15 protein-coding genes are annotated in these 21,050 nt (G+C 31.8%); 13 read left to right on the top strand and 2 right to left on the bottom strand.

Translation table 11 applies throughout. From position 1 onward, the window contains the following. Nucleotides 1-83: 83 nt before the first annotated feature. The 9 genes from HMPREF3058_RS11075 (at nt 84) to HMPREF3058_RS11035 (ending at nt 13,144) form a co-directional block, all read left to right on the top strand. Entirely contained in the window at nt 84-938 is an 855-nt protein-coding gene (locus HMPREF3058_RS11075; RefSeq protein ID WP_002457840.1) for a DUF1444 domain-containing protein, read from the top strand. A gap of 22 nt (nt 939-960) precedes the next feature. Continuing rightward, nucleotides 961-1,557: a YtpR family tRNA-binding protein gene (gene ytpR, locus HMPREF3058_RS11070; protein ID WP_002446696.1), complete on the top strand. Its 597-nt coding sequence runs from the start codon at nt 961-963 to the stop codon at nt 1,555-1,557. Nucleotides 1,558-1,577: 20 nt separating this feature from the next. Continuing rightward, nucleotides 1,578-5,087 (top strand): DNA translocase FtsK, encoded by a 3,510-nt coding sequence (locus HMPREF3058_RS11065; RefSeq protein ID WP_070731404.1) that lies wholly within the window; start codon nt 1,578-1,580, stop codon nt 5,085-5,087. 20 nt (nt 5,088-5,107) lie between these two features. Continuing rightward, nucleotides 5,108-6,421 (top strand): UDP-N-acetylmuramate--L-alanine ligase, encoded by a 1,314-nt coding sequence (gene murC / locus HMPREF3058_RS11060; RefSeq protein ID WP_002457837.1) that lies wholly within the window; start codon nt 5,108-5,110, stop codon nt 6,419-6,421. A 74-nt stretch (nt 6,422-6,495) separates the two neighbouring features. After that, entirely contained in the window at nt 6,496-6,987 is a 492-nt protein-coding gene (locus tag HMPREF3058_RS11055; RefSeq protein ID WP_001830868.1) for a DUF948 domain-containing protein, read from the top strand. Nucleotides 6,988-7,064: 77 nt separating this feature from the next. Next, nucleotides 7,065-8,288 (top strand): hypothetical protein, encoded by a 1,224-nt coding sequence (locus tag HMPREF3058_RS11050; protein ID WP_002491770.1) that lies wholly within the window; start codon nt 7,065-7,067, stop codon nt 8,286-8,288. A 434-nt stretch (nt 8,289-8,722) separates the two neighbouring features. After that, a complete protein-coding gene (locus HMPREF3058_RS11045) occupies nt 8,723-9,814 on the top strand; it encodes a bifunctional 3-deoxy-7-phosphoheptulonate synthase/chorismate mutase (RefSeq protein ID WP_001830908.1) in 1,092 nt (363 codons plus the stop codon). 255 nt (nt 9,815-10,069) lie between these two features. Next, entirely contained in the window at nt 10,070-11,059 is a 990-nt protein-coding gene (ccpA, locus tag HMPREF3058_RS11040) for a catabolite control protein A (RefSeq protein WP_002491774.1), read from the top strand. Between the two features lie 417 nt (nt 11,060-11,476). Beyond that, on the top strand, nt 11,477-13,144 hold the full coding sequence (locus HMPREF3058_RS11035) for a formate--tetrahydrofolate ligase (RefSeq protein ID WP_002491818.1): 1,668 nt from the start codon (nt 11,477-11,479) through the stop codon (nt 13,142-13,144). 89 nt (nt 13,145-13,233) lie between these two features. Here the strand turns inward: HMPREF3058_RS11035 and HMPREF3058_RS11030 are convergent, their stop codons facing one another. Beyond that, nucleotides 13,234-14,139: a transglycosylase domain-containing protein gene (locus HMPREF3058_RS11030; protein ID WP_002446690.1), complete on the bottom strand. Its 906-nt coding sequence runs from the start codon at nt 14,137-14,139 to the stop codon at nt 13,234-13,236. 392 nt (nt 14,140-14,531) lie between these two features. Here HMPREF3058_RS11030 and tyrS point away from each other — a divergent pair, with 392 nt between their 5' ends. After that, nucleotides 14,532-15,797, top strand: a complete 1,266-nt coding sequence (gene tyrS / locus HMPREF3058_RS11025; RefSeq protein WP_002491825.1) for a tyrosine--tRNA ligase — start codon at nt 14,532-14,534, stop codon at nt 15,795-15,797. 190 nt (nt 15,798-15,987) lie between these two features. Here tyrS and HMPREF3058_RS11020 read toward each other — a convergent pair whose 3' ends face one another. Beyond that, the gene (locus tag HMPREF3058_RS11020; protein ID WP_002486757.1) at nt 15,988-17,226 is read right to left on the bottom strand and encodes a S1C family serine protease; all 1,239 of its coding nucleotides are present in this window, start codon (nt 17,224-17,226) and stop codon (nt 15,988-15,990) included. 279 nt (nt 17,227-17,505) lie between these two features. Here HMPREF3058_RS11020 and HMPREF3058_RS11015 point away from each other — a divergent pair, with 279 nt between their 5' ends. From HMPREF3058_RS11015 to HMPREF3058_RS11005, 3 genes are all read left to right on the top strand, one after another. Continuing rightward, on the top strand, nt 17,506-18,129 hold the full coding sequence (locus HMPREF3058_RS11015) for a lysophospholipid acyltransferase family protein (protein WP_002446687.1): 624 nt from the start codon (nt 17,506-17,508) through the stop codon (nt 18,127-18,129). Nucleotides 18,130-18,339: 210 nt separating this feature from the next. Further along, nucleotides 18,340-19,812, top strand: a complete 1,473-nt coding sequence (gene nagE / locus HMPREF3058_RS11010) for an N-acetylglucosamine-specific PTS transporter subunit IIBC (RefSeq protein WP_002491823.1) — start codon at nt 18,340-18,342, stop codon at nt 19,810-19,812. Nucleotides 19,813-19,907: 95 nt separating this feature from the next. Beyond that, nucleotides 19,908-21,032 (top strand): HAD family hydrolase, encoded by a 1,125-nt coding sequence (locus tag HMPREF3058_RS11005; protein WP_002491830.1) that lies wholly within the window; start codon nt 19,908-19,910, stop codon nt 21,030-21,032. Nucleotides 21,033-21,050: the final 18 nt, after the last annotated feature.

Raw genomic sequence — 21,050 nt, 5'->3', positions numbered from 1 at the left:
ATGTGATTATCTGAGTTTTTTCTGTTAACTCAACATTATTTATTGTAAACTGTAAAAAGGTGCGAAAATAGGGAGTGTTAATAATGAATGTCTTCCAAATGAGAGATAAATTGAAAGCGCGTTTAAAACAATTAGACGTAGAATTCAAGTTTGATAGAGAAGAAGAAACGTTACGTATTGTAAGAATTGACAATCACAAAGGTGTAACGATTAAACTTAACGCTATCGTCGCAAAATACGAAGAACAAAAAGAAAAGATTATAGATGAAATTTGTTATTATGTCGAGGAAGCAATCGCTCAGATGGGTGATGAAGAGATAAATAATGTTGAGGACATACAAATTATGCCGGTTATAAGAGCTACAAGTTTCGATAAAGAAACTAAAGAAGGTCATGCATTTGTGTTAACAGAACATACTGCTGAAACTAATATATATTACGCTCTTGATTTAGGAAAATCTTACCGGCTAATAGATGAAAATATGTTACAAACATTAAATTTAACTGCTCAACAAGTGAAAGAAATGTCACTATTTAATGTTCGTAAGTTAGAGTGTCGCTATAGTACGGATGAAGTTAAAGGTAATATTTTTTACTTTATCAACACAAATGATGGATATGATGCAAGTCGTATTTTAAATACTTCCTTTTTAAATCATATTCAACACCAATGTGAAGGTGAAATGCTTGTTGGTGTGCCACATCAAGATGTATTAATTCTTGCGGATATTAGAAATAAAACAGGTTATGATGTTATGGCTCATTTGACTATGGAATTCTTTACTAAAGGACTTGTTCCGATTACTTCTTTATCATTTGGTTATGATAACGGACATCTAGAGCCAATATTTATTTTGGGAAAAAATAATAAACAAAAAAGAGACCCTAACGTTATTCAACGTTTAGAAGCTAACAGAAAAAAATTCAAAAAAGATTAATGAAAGAAATGGAGTTTTATAAATGAACTTATTTTACAATCCTAAAGGTGTTGGAGATGTTGCATTTATTCAAATTGAACCTTCAGTTGGCCCCTTTGAATATGAGCAAAAACAGAATGTGGTAGAAATAAAAAAAGAAAATAAGGTCGTAGGTTATAATATATTTCGTGTGTCTAACAATGTGACAATAAATGATAATGGACATATTAAACTAACTACTGAATTAATCAAAGATTTCCAACAACTAATTACTGAAGCAGGTTTTGATTATCAACTTGATACTGATGTATCGCCTAAATTTGTAGTGGGTTACGTAGAAACTAAAGAAAAACACCCTAATGCAGACAAACTAAGTGTGTTAAATGTAAATGTTGGTACTGAAAAACTTCAAATTGTTTGTGGGGCTCCAAATGTAGAATCTGGTCAGAAGGTCGTTGTTGCAAAAGTTGGAGCCGTTATGCCAAGTGGCATGGTAATCAAAGATGCCCAATTACGTGGGGTGGATTCTAGTGGTATGATTTGCTCAATGAAAGAATTAAATTTGCCTAATGCTCCTAAAGAAAAAGGAATTATGGTACTTAATGATGACTATGATATTGGTCAGGCATTTTTTGAATAATTAAGAAAGGTAGTGTAATTATGAGCTGGTTTGATAAATTATTTGGCGATGACAACGGTTCGAATGACGATTTGTTACGCAAAAATAAAAATAGACGTCAGTCTCAGCAATCAAAACAAAATAATCAAGACTCATTACTGCCTCAAAATAATGATATTTATAGTCGACCAAGAGGTAAATTTAGATTTCCTATACAAGTTTCTGAAAATGAATATACGCAAAAAAATGAAAGTTATAATGAACATAGCCAAGAAGAAACAAATGATACGATGAGTTCATATAACCAGCATGATAACCTTGATTTTGATTCTTCTGGTAAAAGACATCGACGTCGTCGCCAAGCGTATTCAAAACACAATCAATCTAAGATTACACAGCAAAAGCAATTTGCAGATAATAATTATACAAATAATAACAGTGTTTTTAATCAAAACGACAATCAGAAATCTTCACAACAACGCAAATCAATACAATCTGAAAATATTAAAAACAAAGCAAACACTAAGAATACGTCGACATCTCCTGAATTTACATATTTAAATCATAGTTTTAAATCAAGTGAGGTACCCTCAGCGATTTTTGGTACAAAAAAACGAAGACCGATTGAAAATGGTGTCATACCACCTGAACATAAGGAATTAAATGATAAAGAGATTGTTCAAAAGGATGAAGTCTCACATTCAACGAAATCAATAGATGCGTCAATAAATGTTTCTAATACTAACGATGATAATGTTGAAAAAAATAAACAGAAAAAACAACAAACAACTGCTCAAACTGAGTCATCATCAGAAAATATTCATAATGTTGAAAAGTCCAATTATCAAACTACTAAGCGTAAAACACCAAATTACTCTAAAGTAGATAATACGATTAATATTGAAAACATCTATGCTTCACAAATTGTAGAAGAAATCAGAAGAGAAAGAGAACGTAAAGTTCTTCAGAAACGACGTTTTAAGAAAGCCTTACAACAAAAACGTCAACAAAATCAACAGTCAGAAGAAGATTCAATTCAAAAAGCTATTGATGAAATGTATGCGAAGCAAGCCCAGCATTATACAGGCGAAAGTTCATTGGATTTAGAAAATGAAAGCAATCAAGATTCGTCACCTAATAGCCTTGAGAAACAAACAAACAGCAACAACATAGACAATAAAGAAGTGAAAAATAATGCACCTTCATTTAACTACGAAGAAATTGACTTAGATGCGACAACAGATGTATATAAAGTTAATGAAGAAGAAACTGAATCTAAAATTGATGAAGATTTAGTATCATCTAATCATTATCATTCTAATGATGATTCGGAAGTAGAAGATGCCGAATATCACGAATTAGATGATAACCGACAACAAAACCAAAGTAAGTCCCAAGAGGATATAATTAGTTCAGAATCAATTAATTCAAATATGGATGATAATGCAATCAGTGCAAGTGTAGATAATGACACTGAAAGAGCTAAACCAAATGAGGATAAAAATGATACAGAAATTACACACTTAGATGAAACAACAAGTGCAAAAGTTAGTGACGAGAAGACTAAATCTAATACAAACAATTATTTAGAACAAGATAAGAATGTAAAATTAAAAAATGTAAATTCATCCAAATCTTCAAATTCTGATACAGTTCAAACAAGAAAACAACGTTTTGGTGGTAGTAGACCGTTTAATGTTTTAATGACACCGTCAGATAAAAAGAGAATGATGGATCAAAAACACAAAAAAATAAGTGTTCCAGAGCTTACACCTGAAAGAAAAGCGAATGCAAATCATAGAAAAGACAGGGAATCTAATAAATCTGAAGAATTTAAACAAATCAATAATAATAGAAAAACGGATTCTAATAGTAATGAAGCTAATGGCATTGAGCATGATATTAATTCAGCAAGTTATAATCGCGTACATGAAACATCATCCAAACAACACGATGAGCAAATACAAAAGCTACAAGATGATTTTCATTTTGAGAACCCAAACCATGCTAAAACTAACAATTCAAATGAAACTGGCAATCAAAGTAATATAAGTCATTCAAAACGGTCGCAATATTCAACAAATGAAAGTGAAAATATTGATACACAAACTTCAAATTCAAGTACATCAAATCAAAATTTTCAACGTATTCGTAAAGGTCCGAATATTAAATTGCCGAGCTATCAATTATTGGAAGAACCAGAACCACATGAAAAAGATCAAGATTGGATAGATAATAAAAAGCAAGAATTAAATGACGCATTATATTATTTCAACGTGCCTGCGGAAGTGAAAAATGTAACAGAAGGACCGAGTGTTACTCGATTCGAATTATCTGTTGAAAAAGGTGTTAAAGTATCAAGAATCACTGCATTACAAGATGATATAAAAATGGCTTTAGCTGCTAAAGATATTAGAATTGAAGCACCAATTCCAGGTACAAGTTTAGTAGGTATTGAAGTGCCAAATCAAAATCCTACGAAAGTGAATTTAAGGTCAATTATTGAATCTCCTAAATTTAAAAATACAGAGTCCAAACTTACGGTTGCAATGGGATATCGAATTAATAATGAACCTTTATTGATGGATATCGCTAAAACGCCTCATGCACTTATCGCTGGTGCTACAGGGTCAGGCAAATCAGTATGTATCAATAGTATCTTAATGTCTTTACTTTATAAAAATCATCCAGAAGAATTGCGTTTATTACTCATTGATCCGAAAATGGTAGAACTTGCACCGTATAACGATTTACCACATCTTGTATCACCCGTAATAACAGATGTAAAAGCAGCTACACAAAGTTTAAAATGGGCTGTTGAAGAAATGGAAAAACGTTATAAATTGTTTGCTCAATATCATGTCAGAAATATTACTGCTTTCAATAAAAAAGCACCTTATGAGCAAAGAATGCCTAAAATTGTTATAGTTATTGATGAGTTAGCTGATCTCATGATGATGGCACCACAAGATGTAGAACAATCAATTGCACGTATAGCTCAAAAAGCTCGAGCTTGTGGTATCCATATGTTAGTTGCTACACAACGACCATCAGTGAATGTAATCACTGGTCTTATTAAAGCTAATATACCTACTAGAATTGCATTTATGGTTTCATCGAGTGTTGATTCTAGAACGATTTTAGACAGTGGTGGCGCTGAAAGATTATTAGGTTATGGTGATATGCTTTATCTAGGTAGCGGTATGAATAAACCTATACGTGTTCAAGGTACATTTGTTTCAGATGACGAAATAGATGAAGTTGTTGACTTTATTAAGCAACAGCGTGATCCTGAATATTTATTTGAAGAAAAAGAATTATTAAAGAAAACACAAACTCAAGCACAAGATGATTTATTTGATGATGTATGTGAGTTTATGGTTGAAGAGGGACATATTTCTACTTCTCTTATCCAAAGGCATTTCCAAATTGGTTATAACAGAGCGGCAAGAATTATCGATCAACTAGAACAATTAGGATATATTTCAGGTGCTAATGGTTCTAAACCAAGGGATGTTTATATTACAGAAGCGGATTTAAATAAAGAATAAAATGAGTAAGGAGTATTGAAATGACACACTATCATTTTGTCGGAATTAAAGGTTCAGGCATGAGTTCATTAGCACAAATCATGCATGACCTCGGTCATGAAGTACAAGGTTCAGACATAGAATCTTACGTTTTTACAGAAGTTGCCTTAAGAAATAAAGGGATAAAAATCTTACCCTTTGACGCAAATAATATTACAAAAGAAATGGTTGTCATCCAAGGTAATGCATTTCCTGATAATCATGAAGAAATTGTTAAAGCACATGAATTAAAGCTTGATGTCATTAAGTATCATGACTTTCTTGGTCATGTTATAAATCAATATACATCTGTTGCTGTTACAGGCGCACACGGTAAAACGTCTACAACTGGTTTGTTATCACATGTGATGAATGGAGATAAAAAGACCTCATTCCTAATCGGTGATGGTACAGGTATGGGACTACCAGGAAGTGACTATTTTGCTTTTGAGGCTTGTGAATACCGTAGGCACTTCTTAAGTTATCATCCTGATTATGCAATTATGACTAATATTGATTTTGACCATCCAGATTATTTTAAAAATATCGATGATGTTTATGATGCATTCCAACATATGGCGTTAAATGTTAAAAAAGGAATTATTGCTTGGGGTGATGATGAATATTTACGTAAATTAGATGTGGATATTCCGGTTTATTATTATGGCTTTAAAGAAACAGATGACATCTATGCTAAAAATATTCAAATTACTGAAAAGGGTACGCAATTTGATGTATATATTCAAGGTGAATTTTATGATCAATTCTTATCCCCACAATTTGGAAATCACAACATTCTAAACGCACTTGCTGTAATAGCAATTAGTTATTTAGAAGACATGAATGTAGAGAATATTAAAGAAGCCCTGATAACATTTGGTGGTGTAAAACGTCGTTTTAATGAAACAAAAGTATCAAATCAAGTATTAGTAGACGATTATGCACACCATCCAAGAGAAATTAGTGCTACAATTGAGACAGCGCGAAAAAAATATCCACAAAAAGATGTTGTTGCCGTTTTTCAACCACATACGTTCTCAAGAACTCAAGCATTTTTAAACGAATTTGCTGAGAGTTTAAGTAAGGCAGACCAAGTATTTTTATGTGAAATATTCGGTTCAATAAGAGAAAATACGGGAGATTTAACTATAAAAGATTTAATCAATCGTATTGACGGCTCGACGCTTATAGATGAAAATAGTATTGACGTATTAGAAAAATTTGATAACGCTGTAATTTTATTTATGGGCGCAGGTGACATTCAAAAGTTACTAAAAGCTTATTTTGAAAAATTAGGCGTAAAAAATGATTTTTAATATGTTTATATAAAAGCATCATGGGTATTAAATATTAATGACTTTTATTTTATGGTAATTAGGAGGCGTTTTTAATGGATTGGATTTTACCAATTGCAGGAATCATCGCTGCGATAGCGTTTTTAATTCTATGTATCGGTATCGTCGTGGTACTTATTTCTGTTAAAAAGAATTTAGACTATGTGGCTAAAACACTGGATGGTGTTGAAGGTCAAGTTCAAGGTATTACTCGTGAAACGACTGATTTACTTCATAAAGTGAATCGCTTAACTGAAGATATTCAAGGTAAAGTTGATCGTTTAAATTCTGTAGTTGATGCTGTTAAGGGCATTGGAGACTCAGTACAAAACTTAAATGGATCTGTAGATAGAGTTACAAACTCAATTACGCACAATATTTCTCAAAATGAAGATAAAATTTCTCAAGTTGTACAGTGGTCAAATGTTGCAATGGAGATTGCTGACAAATGGCAAAACAGATACAATCGTAGAGGAAGTGCAAACTACAAAACAAACACTGTAGCAGATGATGCAAATCATAGCTACAATTCTCGTGTTAATAAATAATTAATACTATTTAATGACAAATGCACTTAAATGAGGCTTTTACTTATTTAAGTGCTTTTGTTTTAGGAGGAAAGTTTATGGAACATTATAATCGTGATAATTTCGAGAAAAGCCATACAAGCGAAGAATTGTATCATCGCTCATCTCGTTCACAATCTAACTCATTGAAACGTAAGGATTTCGTAGTTAGTTTCATAGCAAGTGCGATAGTAGGTTCTGCTGTTGGATTGTACTATAAAAATAAAATATATAAAAAAACGGATGAATTGAAAGAAAAAGAACAAGATTTACGCAGTAAAGTTGAAGACTATAAACAACGAGCGGAAGATACAATGTTTTCTGTTAAATCTAAAGTTGAGCAATTAAAAAATGATTCCAAAGATAATATCCATGCAGATGAATTACAAGCTCAAAAAGTTGCGATACAACGCGAAACGCATTTAGCGGATGAATCACCGGAAGCTCAGGCAATTCAAGAAGCAAAAAAAGAAACAAAAAAAGCGGATGGTGTGAGACCATCAGCAACAGAATTAGCAGCTCAACAAAATGCTATACAACGCGAAACGCATTTAGCGGATGAATCACCAGAAGCTCAGGCAATTCAAGGAGCTAAAAGTGAAGTTGATTCAAACAATAAAACATCTATGACACACATAGATAGTGAGAAAGAACCTTCTGCTGAAGAAATTGCAATTGCTCAAACGGCAGTTAAAGAAGAAGCACGTAGCCATAATTTAGCAAACCCATCTGCAAGTGTAGAAGATACTAAAAGTAAGTCAGAAACTGAAACAGAAAAATTAGTTGCAGCGGCAAAAGCAAAAAGAGATAAAATAAATAACAATAATAAAGTTGCTAGTAACACGAAAAACCTAATGCAAGAAGAATCTATAAAACATTCAAATAACTCTGATGTTCCAAATCTTGTAACTAATTTAAATCAATCTCAAGCATCAGGTACTAATTCAGATGCTTATCGCTTAGCACAGGCAGCAAAAGAGAAAAAAGCTAAGCTCACAAATGGTTCTAAAGAAACACAACTTACAGAATCATTGTTAAAAGAACCATCAATTGCTAAAGCTCAAACAAAATTGAAGCGTATCCCTACACTTATTACTGAATCTAAACAACATTCAAATAATCCACACATCCAAAAAAATGCGAATCAGACTAAAAACATCACAGCAACTAAAGAGGATTCCGAAGGCAAACAGCAACATACACCTAATCAAAACAAACGCAATAAACAACAAAAAGTAGAAAAAACTAGTAGCAAAATTGAAAAACGAACATTTAATGATTAATCTCGAGTTTTAAATATTAACAATGATAAAGAGTACAATGAAGTGTATTGAACATTATAAAAGTTATATTCTTTATCTACTTAACACGATTTATTAACTATTGTAATTATTATGTTAAATTTTAAATGTAAGTCATTAATTTAAGATATTATTTCACTTTAATTTTAGATATTTAAATAATATCAGACATCTAGAGGTAGGACGACGAATTTATATTCAGTTCGTTCCTATCTCTTTTAACATTTAAATAATATTGGAATGTCATTATTTAATAAATTATTATTTGCATAAATTTACAGAATATTTAGTATTTTCTGTAAATTAACGCTTGAACTATAAATGTGAAATTGTTAAAATTAGATTTGAATATTTTTAATTTTATCGCTTTAAAGTAACATACTTTATGCGGAACTATATCTTAGAGGTGAGTAGAAATGACGAATAAACTAGAACAGTATAGAGAAGAAATTGTTTCCTTAAATGATCAAATATTAGAATTACTATCGAAGCGAGGAGAATTAGCACAGAAAATTGGTGAAGAAAAAATTAAGCAAGGTACACGAGTATATGATCCTCAGCGTGAAAAGGAAATGATTAATCAGCTATTAGATAAAAATAAAGGTCCATTTAACGACAATGTGATTAAGCAATTATTTAAAGAAATTTTTAAAGCCTCTACAGATTTACAAAAATCAGAAAATGAAAAACATCTTTATGTATCACGTAAATTGAAACCTGAAGATACGATTGTTAAATTTGATAATGGCGGAATCATTGGTGATGGTAATAAATCATTTGTATTTGGTCCTTGTTCTGTAGAATCACAAGAACAAGTTGATGCTGTAGCACAAGATTTGCAGGCTAAAGGTGAGAAATTTATTCGTGGTGGAGCGTTTAAGCCTAGAACTTCTCCTTATGATTTCCAAGGTCTTGGAGTAGAAGGTCTTAAAATTTTGAAAAATGTTAAAGATAAATATAACTTAAATGTAGTAAGTGAAATAGTTAATCCAAATGATTTCGAAATCGCTTCAGATTATTTGGATGTTTTCCAAATTGGTGCTAGAAACATGCAAAATTTTGAGTTGCTTAAAGAAGCTGGTCGTACAGACAAACCTATTTTATTGAAACGTGGTTTATCAGCAACGATAGAAGAATTTATCTATGCAGCTGAATATATTGCTTCACAAGGTAACCGAAATATTATTTTATGTGAGAGAGGTATTCGTACATACGAAAAAGCAACTAGAAATACATTAGATATCTCAGCTGTACCTATTTTAAAGCAAGGAACACATTTACCTGTTATGGTTGATGTAACGCATAGTACAGGTAGAAAAGATATTATGTTACCGACAGCGAAAGCGGCTTTAGCCGTTGGTGCTGATGGAGTTATGGCCGAAGTTCATCCAGATCCTTCTGTTGCTTTAAGTGATGCTGGTCAACAAATGGATCTTAATGAATTCAATCAATTTTATCATGAATTAAAACCACTTGCTGATATGTACAATTCGAAGAAACTGAAATAGTAGATTAATGTATCGTTATACAATTAAATAAGTAATAATTTCCCATAGTTCTATATATTTTGAGCTATGGGAAATTTTATTTATACCAACTCATTAATAAAAAATCACATAAAAAATATTAAATGTAACGAAGTTTTTAACAGAATTGTGACAAAAACATAAAATGATTTCACAAACTATACAAATATGATAAACTTTGAAAATGATATGAAAACACGTTATAATAACAAATAAAACGTTTACAAGGAGGAAATTATGACAGTTACAATTTATGATGTAGCCCGAGAGGCCAGGGTATCAATGGCAACTGTTTCACGTGTAGTAAATGGAAACCAGAATGTTAAACCAGAAACACGTAATAAAGTAAATGAAGTCATTAAAAGGTTAAACTATCGACCTAACGCAGTTGCAAGAGGTCTTGCAAGTAAGCGTACAACGACGGTTGGAGTTATTATTCCTGATATTTCAAATGTTTATTACTCTCAACTTGCAAGAGGTTTAGAAGATATTGCAACAATGTACAAATATCACTCAATTATCTCAAACTCAGATAATGATCCAGAAAAAGAAAAAGAAATTTTTAATAATTTATTAAGTAAACAAGTCGACGGTATTATTTTCTTAGGTGGAACTATTTCTGAAGAAATTAAAAGTCTTATTAATCAATCATCTGTACCAGTCGTAGTTTCTGGAACGGATGGTAAGGATGATCATATTGCATCTGTAAATATTGATTTTAAACAAGCAGCCGAAGAAGCAACACAATATCTTATAGAGAAGGGTGCTAAAACTTTTTCTTTAATAGGTGGAGAATATTCTATAAAGGCACAAGATGATGTCTTAGAGGGTCTTAAAAATGTTTTAAGTCAGCATCAACTAAAATTAGACGATACATTACGTTTATCTGGCAATGAAAGTTACAAATCAGGTATAAAAACATTTGAACAATTACAATCGAATTTACCAGATGCTGTTCTTTGTATCAGTGATGAGCAAGCAATTGGTATATTACATAGTGCACAAGACGCTGGTGTGAAAGTACCTGAAGATTTACAGATTATTAGCTTTAACAATACACGTTTAGTTGAAATGGTGAGACCACAGTTATCTAGTGTTATTCAACCATTGTATGATATTGGTGCTGTTGGAATGAGATTACTCACTAAATACATGAATGATGAAGAAATTGAAAATCCTAATGTCATATTGCCTCATAGAATAGAATATCGTGGGACAACTCAGTAAAAATAATGAGTGACATATTAGATATCTAGATTAATGCTCTATAGTGAAAAAAATATTTTCATTATAGAGTGTTTTTCATATTCTTTTATTGTATCTAAATCATTCAATTTTTCTATATAAATTCACTTTAACAGATATTACTAAGGAATAACTTTGTAATTGTTCTTGTTATTACAATTAAATATTTATTAATTTTATGGATGAATATGATTATCATATTATCAACGAATTACAAGTTTTGTGATTCGTGTCACTTTTGCAAAATTTCTTATGTATCCAGAATACGAATAGCATGAGTATTTCTTAAATAACGAACTTTTAGTACTGAATACATTAAAATATTCGACATTTAAATGTAAGTCGGTTATCATGATTCATATAACTCGTTAATTATATATAATCAAGGGGCTGAATATTTTGGCACATTTATCAGATTTAGAAATAGCAAACTTATCAAAACTTAAACCAATAAGTGAAATTGCAAGAAAAGTAGGAATTACTGAGGATGCTTTAGAACCATACGGCCACTATAAAGCTAAAATAGATATTAATCAGATACAAGAACAGGAGAAAAAAGGGAAAGTCGTATTAGTAACTGCTATGAGCCCAACACCTGCTGGTGAAGGAAAATCCACAGTAACTGTAGGTTTAGCTGATGCATTTAACAAGTTGAATCATAATGTTACCGTTGCATTACGAGAACCTGCCTTAGGACCAACTTTTGGTATTAAAGGAGGCGCAACTGGTGGTGGTTATGCTCAAGTACTTCCTATGGAAGATATTAATTTACATTTTAATGGTGATTTTCATGCAATTACTACTGCAAACAATGCACTTTCTGCATTTATCGACAACCACCTACATCAAGGAAATGAATTAGGAATTGATCAACGAAGAATTGAATGGAAACGTGTTTTAGATATGAATGATCGTGCGTTACGTCATGTTAACGTAGGATTAGGTGGTCCAACTCACGGAGTACCTAGAGAAGATGGTTTTAATATAACAGTTGCGTCAGAGATAATGGCTATTTTATGTCTAAGCCGAAATATCGAAGACTTAAAAGAAAAAATAAGTCGAATTACCATTGGTTATACACGTCATCATAAACCGATAACAGTTTCTGATTTGAAAGTAGAAGGTGCATTAACTTTAATACTTAAAGATGCGATTAAACCAAATTTGGTTCAAACAATTGAGGGAACTCCAGCTCTTGTTCACGGAGGCCCTTTTGCCAATATTGCTCATGGTTGTAACTCTATATTAGCAACTGAAACTGCTAGAAACTTATCAGATATTGTTGTTACAGAAGCAGGATTTGGTTCTGATTTAGGTGCCGAAAAGTTTATGAACATTAAAGCTCGCGAAGCAGGTTTCGATCCTTCAGCAGTTGTTGTTGTAGCAACGATTCGTGCTTTAAAAATGCATGGTGGTGTTGCAAAAGATCAACTTCAACATGAGAACATAGAGGCAGTTGAAGCGGGACTCGTTAATCTTGAAAGACATGTGAATAATATTAAAAAATACGGTGTCGAACCCATAGTAGCTTTAAATGCATTTATTCATGATACACCTTCTGAAACAGCGTGTGTGAAACAATGGGCTAAAGATAATCAAGTACGTATTGCTTTAACAGAAGTATGGGAAAAAGGTGGAGAAGGTGGAATTGAACTTGCTAACCAAGTGTTCGATGTAATGCAGGAACCTCAAAACTTTAAGCCTTTATATGAGTTAAAACAACCACTCGAAGCTAAAATTGAAACGATTGTTAAAGAAATTTATGGAGGTTCAAAAGTAAATTTCAGTAGTAAAGCACAAAAGCAATTAAAGCAATTTAAAGAGAATGGCTGGGATGAATATCCGATTTGTATGGCTAAAACTCAATATTCATTTAGTGATGATCAGACATTGTTAGGTGCCCCAAATGATTTTGAAATAACAATTAGAGAACTTGAAGCTAAAACGGGCGCTGGATTCATCGTTGCATTAACTGGTGCTATAATGACTATGCCTGGTTTACCGAAGAAACCAGCTGCACTAAATATGGATGTTACTGATGATGGGAAAGCAATAGGTCTTTTCTAAGAAAATAAAAAAGAGAGTGAGTCAGTGTTGTTAATAAATATTGCTCGCTCTCTTTTCATTACAAAAATTTTGAAAAATATATTTGATTTTTATTCGTCTTTCGATTGTTTCAGCAAGTGCTGTTTAATATTGTATTTTTCAGCATTTTTGTATTGTTGTTTAGAAATTTTTCCTTCAACACGCATACGTTTAAGTACGTATTGTTGACGTTTCATGCTCAATTTTAAAAGATGGTGAGGCTTTATTTTGCCATGTTCGTCATAAGGCGTATAGCCATATGGACTTTGCAGTAAGCCAATGAGATACGCTGATTGTGCAACATTCAAATCTTTTGCAGGTATACCAAACAGACTATATGAAGCGGAAGAAATACCAGTTATATTGGCACCGTTGTAGTCATGACCAAAAGGAACGATATTTAAATACGTATATATGATTTCATCTTTTGATAATAAAGTTTCGACCCGTGTAGCCAAGATAATTTCATTTGCTTTACGACTATAAGTTTTTTTGTTTGAGAGCACTTGATTTTTTACTAATTGTTGCGTGATCGTACTACCACCAGAAGATTGGTTTGAATTTGTGATATCTTGAAGCATCGCTCTTAAAAGTGCTTTAGGCATGATACCGTTATGTTTATAAAATAATGTATCTTCAGAGGCTGTAAGTGCATGTATAATATTTGAATTTACATGGTTCGGTCCAACTATAAGTGTATTTTGTGAATGATCATATTCTTCCAAAATTTGATTATTATGATTTATTAGCTCATCGCCAGGTATATGAAGGATTTTTGCTTTCAAATCTTTATCACTTATTGACGAAGCATCTTTAGTTAATTGTTGGAAGTAAAATACTAATGACAACAGTATGATAAAACCAATCAAAAAAAACACCAAAAAAATCATGACACATATATGTTTGACTTTTTTATATAAATGTTCAAATTTAGTATATTTATCTGTAGTTAGTATTTGATACTTGTTGAAATGCATTAGATACCTCCTAAAGTTAGATATAGTATACCACATCTTGAAATTTGACTTTTAAAATAATGTTAACTATAATAATATTCAATTCAATATGTTTTGAATATAAAGGACAAGTAACTTTTGAGAAAGCTTAAAGAGAACTAGTGGTGGCTGTGAACTAGTAGTTTCTTATTGGTGAATACACCTTGCTATTTTTATTATTCAACGTTTTATTAATGAACGTATCATTAAGAGAGATATTTATGAGTAACGAACTCTATCTAAGTATGGTGGTACCGTGCATAAGCGCCCTTACATTTTTGTAGGGGCGCTTTTTAATAGGTTTGAATAAATCACTATATTTATTAAATATCTTTAACTTTTTTAAATTTAAAAAAATTAGGAGGATTTTATCAATGGCTAATGCTTTAATAGAAGATTTAAAATGGAGAGGGTTAATTTATCAACAAACAGATGAAGAAGGTATCGAAGAATTATTAAATAAGGAACAGGTCACTTTATATTGCGGTGCAGACCCTACAGCTGATAGTTTACATATTGGTCACTTGTTACCTTTTTTAACATTAAGACGATTCCAAGAACATGGGCATCGTCCTATCGTCTTAATTGGTGGAGGTACTGGTATGATAGGTGATCCTTCTGGAAAGTCTGAAGAGCGTGTGTTACAAACAGAATCACAAGTTGAAGCTAACGTCAAAGGCCTGTCTAATCAAATGCATCGATTATTTGAATTTGACAGTGATAAAGGGGCACAATTAGTCAATAATAAAGATTGGCTTGGTCAAATTTCGTTGATTAGTTTTCTTAGAGATTATGGTAAACATGTAGGCGTTAACTATATGCTAGGAAAAGATTCTATTCAAACTCGTTTAGAACATGGTATCTCTTATACAGAATTTACTTATACGATTTTACAAGCTATTGATTTTGGTTATTTAAATCGTGAGTTAAATTGTAAAATTCAAGTAGGCGGTTCTGATCAATGGGGTAATATTACAAGTGGTATTGAATTAATGCGACGAATGTATGGACAAACTGAGGCATATGGACTAACAATCCCATTAGTAACTAAATCGGATGGGAAGAAATTTGGTAAATCAGAGTCTGGAGCTGTGTGGTTAGATCCTGAAAAGACAAGCCCATATGAATTTTATCAATTTTGGATTAATCAATCTGACGAAGACGTAATTAAATTCTTAAAATATTTTACTTTTTTAGAAAAAGAAGAAATTAATCGATTAGAACAATCAAAAAATGAAGCCCCTCACTTACGTGAAGCACAGAAAGCACTAGCTGAAAATGTGACGAAATTTATTCATGGAGAAGCAGCTTTAAAAGACGCTATACGCATTTCGAAAGCACTGTTTAGTGGAGATTTAAAATCGTTATCTGCTAAAGAACTTAAAGAAGGGTTTAAAGATGTACCTCAAGTAACGCTATCTACAAAAACGACAAATATAATTGAAGCACTTATTGAAACAGGTATTGCTTCATCTAAACGTCAAGCTCGTGAAGATGTAAACAACGGTGCAATATATATTAATGGTGAACGTCAACAATCAGTAGATTATGAGTTAAGTAGTAAAGACCTCATTGAAGATGAAATTACAATAATTCGACGAGGAAAGAAAAAATATTTCATGGTTAATTACCAATCATAAATGACAAAAAATTATTTGATTATTTAACAATATTTTATGTATATTGTAAAAACTAAAATATTTGTTTAAAAAGGTGTAACTATAAAAGTAAAACTCTGAGTATCTCTTACAATGAAGTATACTCAGAGTTTTTATTTAAAATCGGTCAACTAAAATAGCTTAAAATCAATAAGTATAAAGTGAAAATATTTTATTGAGCAAATTGACTTTGTGATTGAGATGATTCAGGTGCAGATGCTTGTTTTTTTAATTTCACATTAATATCTTGTGTCTTACCATCTCTGATAACTTTTAGAGTAACCGTTTCACCTGGTTTTTTGCTTTCGTATAAATAAGTTCTTAAATCTGTATCATCTTTTATTTGTTTACCATCTATTCCAGTAATAATATCACCTTTTTTAATGGCATTATCACTGTCCACTTTAGCTACATAAACACCTTTGTCTTTATGAGTATGTAGTTCTTTACGATAGTTTTCAGGAATATCACTTAAGTTTATAAGACCTATACCGATTGAAGGTCGTTCAATTTTACCATGCTTAACGAGTTGTTCAATGGTCACTCTAACTTCATTACTAGGTATAGCAAAACCTATACCTTCTACTTGTGCTGCCGCAATTTTCATGGAATTGATACCAACGAGATTTCCGTTAATATCTACTAATGCACCACCTGAATTACCAGGATTTATTGCAGCGTCTGTTTGTAAAACATTAACTTTAGTATTACCAGCAGAAGTATTGGCATCAATTGTACGTTCGTTAGCTGAGATAATTCCTGATGTAACAGAATTTGCAAATTCTAATCCTAGTGGATTACCCATTGCAAAAACACTATCGCCAGTTTGAACTTTTGATGAATTAGCAAATTGAATTGATTTTATTCCTTTTGTATCCTTTATTTTTAGAACAGCAATATCTGTTAGGGCATCTTTACCTATTAATTTGGCATCTACTTGTTTTGTATTATGTAGTTGAACTTTAATTTCAGAAGCACCATCAACAACGTGATTATTTGTAACGATATATGCGGAACCATCACTTATTTGATAAATCACGCCGGAACCAATCCCCGCTTCTTTTGATTTAGATGCCTTACCATTGAATAGATCATCAAGGTTTGTAGATTTTTGCATGTTTATCACGCCGACAATTGCGGGAGAAACGTCTTTAATCATGTCATGTACTGATTTGTATTGGTTACTTTTACCATCTAACTGATTGCCACCATGACTATTTGAAACTTGATGAACAGTAGCACCTTCATTGTTAAAACCAGTTTTATTAAGGAGTTTACCAATACCTAAGACGAGAAGTGCTCCAATAATTCCAGCGATTATTGCAACAATAATTGTTTTAATCCATGGAAAAGTGTGTCGCTTCTGTGAAGAATTTCGATAGTGGTGTTGATTCTTTTCTTGTTCTGACATTTGTTACCTCCATAATTTGTAGTCTGTATTACTATTATGTATCGTTTGTATAAAATTTGCTAGCAATCAACTATACGACTTTAGGAGTATTATCATAAATGCTATTGTTGTCTTTAAGATTTGGAAGAATCAATGCTTGATAAAAATAACTTTGTAGTCATATTGTTATTTATTTCAGTGCCATAGTTATCAAATGACTAAAGAAAACATGTGTTGTATTGTTCTATGAATTTGATAGTGATAAAATCATTATGATAAAGAAAATAAGCAGGTGACATTATGTACAATTTTATAAGTAAGATTTTAGATGTTATTTTAGTGAAAATGTCTAAATCATTATATGTTATTGGTAAGGAAAATATACCTAAAGATAGTAAATATGTTGTAACTTGTACGCATGAAAGTTATAACGAAGTAATCATGTTAGGAATGGCATTACTCCCTAATCAAATCCATTATATGGCTAAAAAAGAATTATTTAGGAATCAGTGGGCTGGCAAATTTTTGAAATCACTAAATGCATTTCCAGTTGATAGAGAAAATCCTGGTCCAAGTACATTAAAAAAACCAGTGAATTTACTTAAAGAACATAAAACTATAGGTATTTTCCCGACTGGTCATCGTACTTCAGTAGAGGGAGCCCCATTAAAACGTGGTGCAGCTACTATAGCAATGCTAGGGAAGGCGCCTATCTTACCAGCGGCTTATGTGGGTCCAAAAAAAATTCATGGTTTGATTACAGGTCAAGCATTAATCAAAATCGGTAAACCAATTGAGATGGATGATATTCCAAAGGATTTGAAACGAAACGAGAAAGTTGATTTCCTAACCAAAGAAATCGAAAGACGCACAACTCAATTACAAAAAGAACTTAATGAAATTTCACGTAGTTTAAAGAAATAGAGAAATATAGATATCATTACTATTGAGGAACGTCGTACATTTAAATGATTTGTATAGACGTTCTTTCTTTTGGATTATAATTAAGCGTTTACATTAAAGTGGATAATTATTTTTCTAGAGTAAATAATTTGGCTTTAATGTATGGTATAGAAAACGATTTTGCATTGCAGTGTTTTAACGTTTGATAATAAAAAATAAGGGATGATATAAATGTATAAATTTTTGCAACATTTGGGTAGGTCTCTCATGTTACCTGTAGCAGTTCTGCCAGCAGCCGCAATAATTGTAGGTATAGGTCATACTTTAGATGCTTTAAATATACTGCCTCAAGCTGCTCTCTTTTTTACAAGTGTTGGGACCACTATATTAGAGCAATTAGGTATATTATTTGCTATTGGTGTAGCTATCGGTATGGCTAAGAAGAACGATGGCGCAGTAGCATTAGCAGCAGCGTTAGGTTTTTTTATAGTTACGGTAGTACTATCTCCAGAAAAATTAGCAACTTTGTTACAAATTAAAGAATCTAAGATTGATTTAGCATTTAGTCAAATGAATAATGGAAATGTGTTTGTAGGAATTATTATAGGTTTGATTGCTGCATATAGTTATAACAAATTTAGTGAAACGAATTTACCTATGGCCTTATCATTCTTCAGTGGGAAACGACTTGTTCCAATCATGACAGCATTCTTTTGTACAATTTTAGCGGTTATTTTATTATTGATTTGGCCTCCAGTTTTTAATGGCATAGTTACTTTTGGTAAGTGGATTGTTGGTATGGGGCCATTCGGTGCATTATTATATGGTTTTTTTAATAGATTGTTAATACCTACTGGGTTGCATCATGCGCTCAACAATGTATTTTGGTTTGATACTGCTGGAATAAATGACATTGGTAAATTTCAAAGTGGTAAAAATGCTATTAAGGGAATTACTGGCAGATACCAAGCAGGATTTTTCCCAGTTATGATGTTTGGTATACCGGCGGCAGCTTTGGCGATGTATCATACTGCGAAGACGAATCAAAAAAAACAAGTTTATGCTTGGTTTTTAGCAAGTTCAGTTTCGGCATTCTTTGTGGGTGTAACAGAACCTATAGAGTTTGCATTCATGTTTGTAGCTCCAGTTTTATTTGTTATTCACGCAGTTTTAACTGGATTATCATTATTTATAGCAGCAATGTTTCAATGGACAGCAGGTTTTTCATTTAGTGCAGGTCTTATAGATTATGTGCTTTCATTAGTTAATCCGATATCTAATCACCCTTGGATGTTATTGTTGCAGGGTGTAGTCTTTTTTATTATCTATTACGTTATCTTTAGAGTTGTCATACAAGTCTTTAATTTAAATACTATAGGAAGGGGAGATAATGAACTTATCGATCCAACATCAAATGATACTTCTGAAATGGAAGTATTACAGAACAAAACCACTACAAGTAAATATTATCAAAATGCTAAACGTATTTTAGATGGATTAGGTGGTAAAGAAAATATTATTAGTTTAAATCATTGTGCAACAAGGCTTAGATTGGAGCTTAAAGATAATTCAATTATAGATGAGCAGAAAATTAAAAATGCTGGAGCTATTGGTATAACTCAAAATGGACAGCATTATACCCAAGTGATTATTGGAACACACGTACAACAAGTTGCCAATGAAATGGATCGCCAAATGAATTAGTATGTGAAAGGGCTGGCTCGTAATGAGTTTGCCCTTTTTAATTGAACCATGTAATATAGTTATATCAGAATTTTCTGAAATGAAAGGGGTAAGGCATGAAGGCTATATTATTTGATGTAGATGGCGTATTTTTAAGTGAGGAACGATGTTTTGATGTTTCAGCAATTACTGTAGCTGAACTTTTATCGAGTCCAGATTTCTTAAATTGTGGTATAGATATTCATTTTGATGGTAATTTAACTGAAAACGATATAAACAAAATACGTAGAAACGTATTCAATCATGACCGAATACTAAATCAACTAAAGTCACTAGGTTTAAATTCAAATTGGGATATGCTATTTATTGTATTTAGTATTCATTTAATTGATAAAGCTAAACAATTAAAACCATCATTACGAGAGCAATTACTTGATGAATCATTGTTTACAAAAAAGACTTTAAAGGAAATAGCAAAGTATTTAACTGATAAAACGATAAATTATAGCTTACCTTATGATGTGATAGCTTCGTTTAGAAATGGTAAAGATGCTATTTACGAAGATTTGGAAGTTTACGCTAAAAATCAATTAGAACTTAACAACACTAGTTTATTTAAATTGAAAAGTTCCTTATGGACATTAGCAAAAGATATATATCAAGAATGGTATTTAGGAAAAGCTTTATTTAATCAAGTTGAATATAAAAAAGATATTCAAGATTTTAAGAAAGGTTTCATTTATGATGAGGTCATTCTTAAACCTATAGATGAAATTCAATTATTACTTCAAAATCTAATAGAAGCGGGATATCAAATTGCGATAGCAACTGGAAGACCACGAACTGAAACAATAATTCCATTTCAATCATTGGGATTAAAATCTTATTTTAAAGATGAACATATCGTAACGGCAAGTGAGGTGTTGCTAGCAGAGAAGCAATTTCCTCAATATCAACCTTTAGGAAAACCTAACCCATTTAGTTACATTGCTACTTTAAATGGAAATTATAACGACCAATATGAACGATATGCGACAAATCAAGAAGATATCGTAAATAAAGATGAGGTATACATAGTAGGTGACTCTTTAGCTGATTTATTAAGTGCGAAGAAGATAGGGGCAACGTTCATTGGTACTTTGACTGGTTTAAAAGGTAAAGCTGCTCACGCTGAATTAGTTGCAAATGGAGCAGACTATGTAGTAGAAGATATAACTAAGATTCGAAAAATTTTATTATAGACAAAAAATGACCTCAGA

The sequence above is a fragment of the Staphylococcus sp. HMSC068G11 genome (genome assembly GCF_001815825.1).
Lineage (GTDB): Bacteria > Bacillota > Bacilli > Staphylococcales > Staphylococcaceae > Staphylococcus > Staphylococcus epidermidis.
This window is presented reverse-complemented; position numbering and strand designations above follow the sequence as displayed.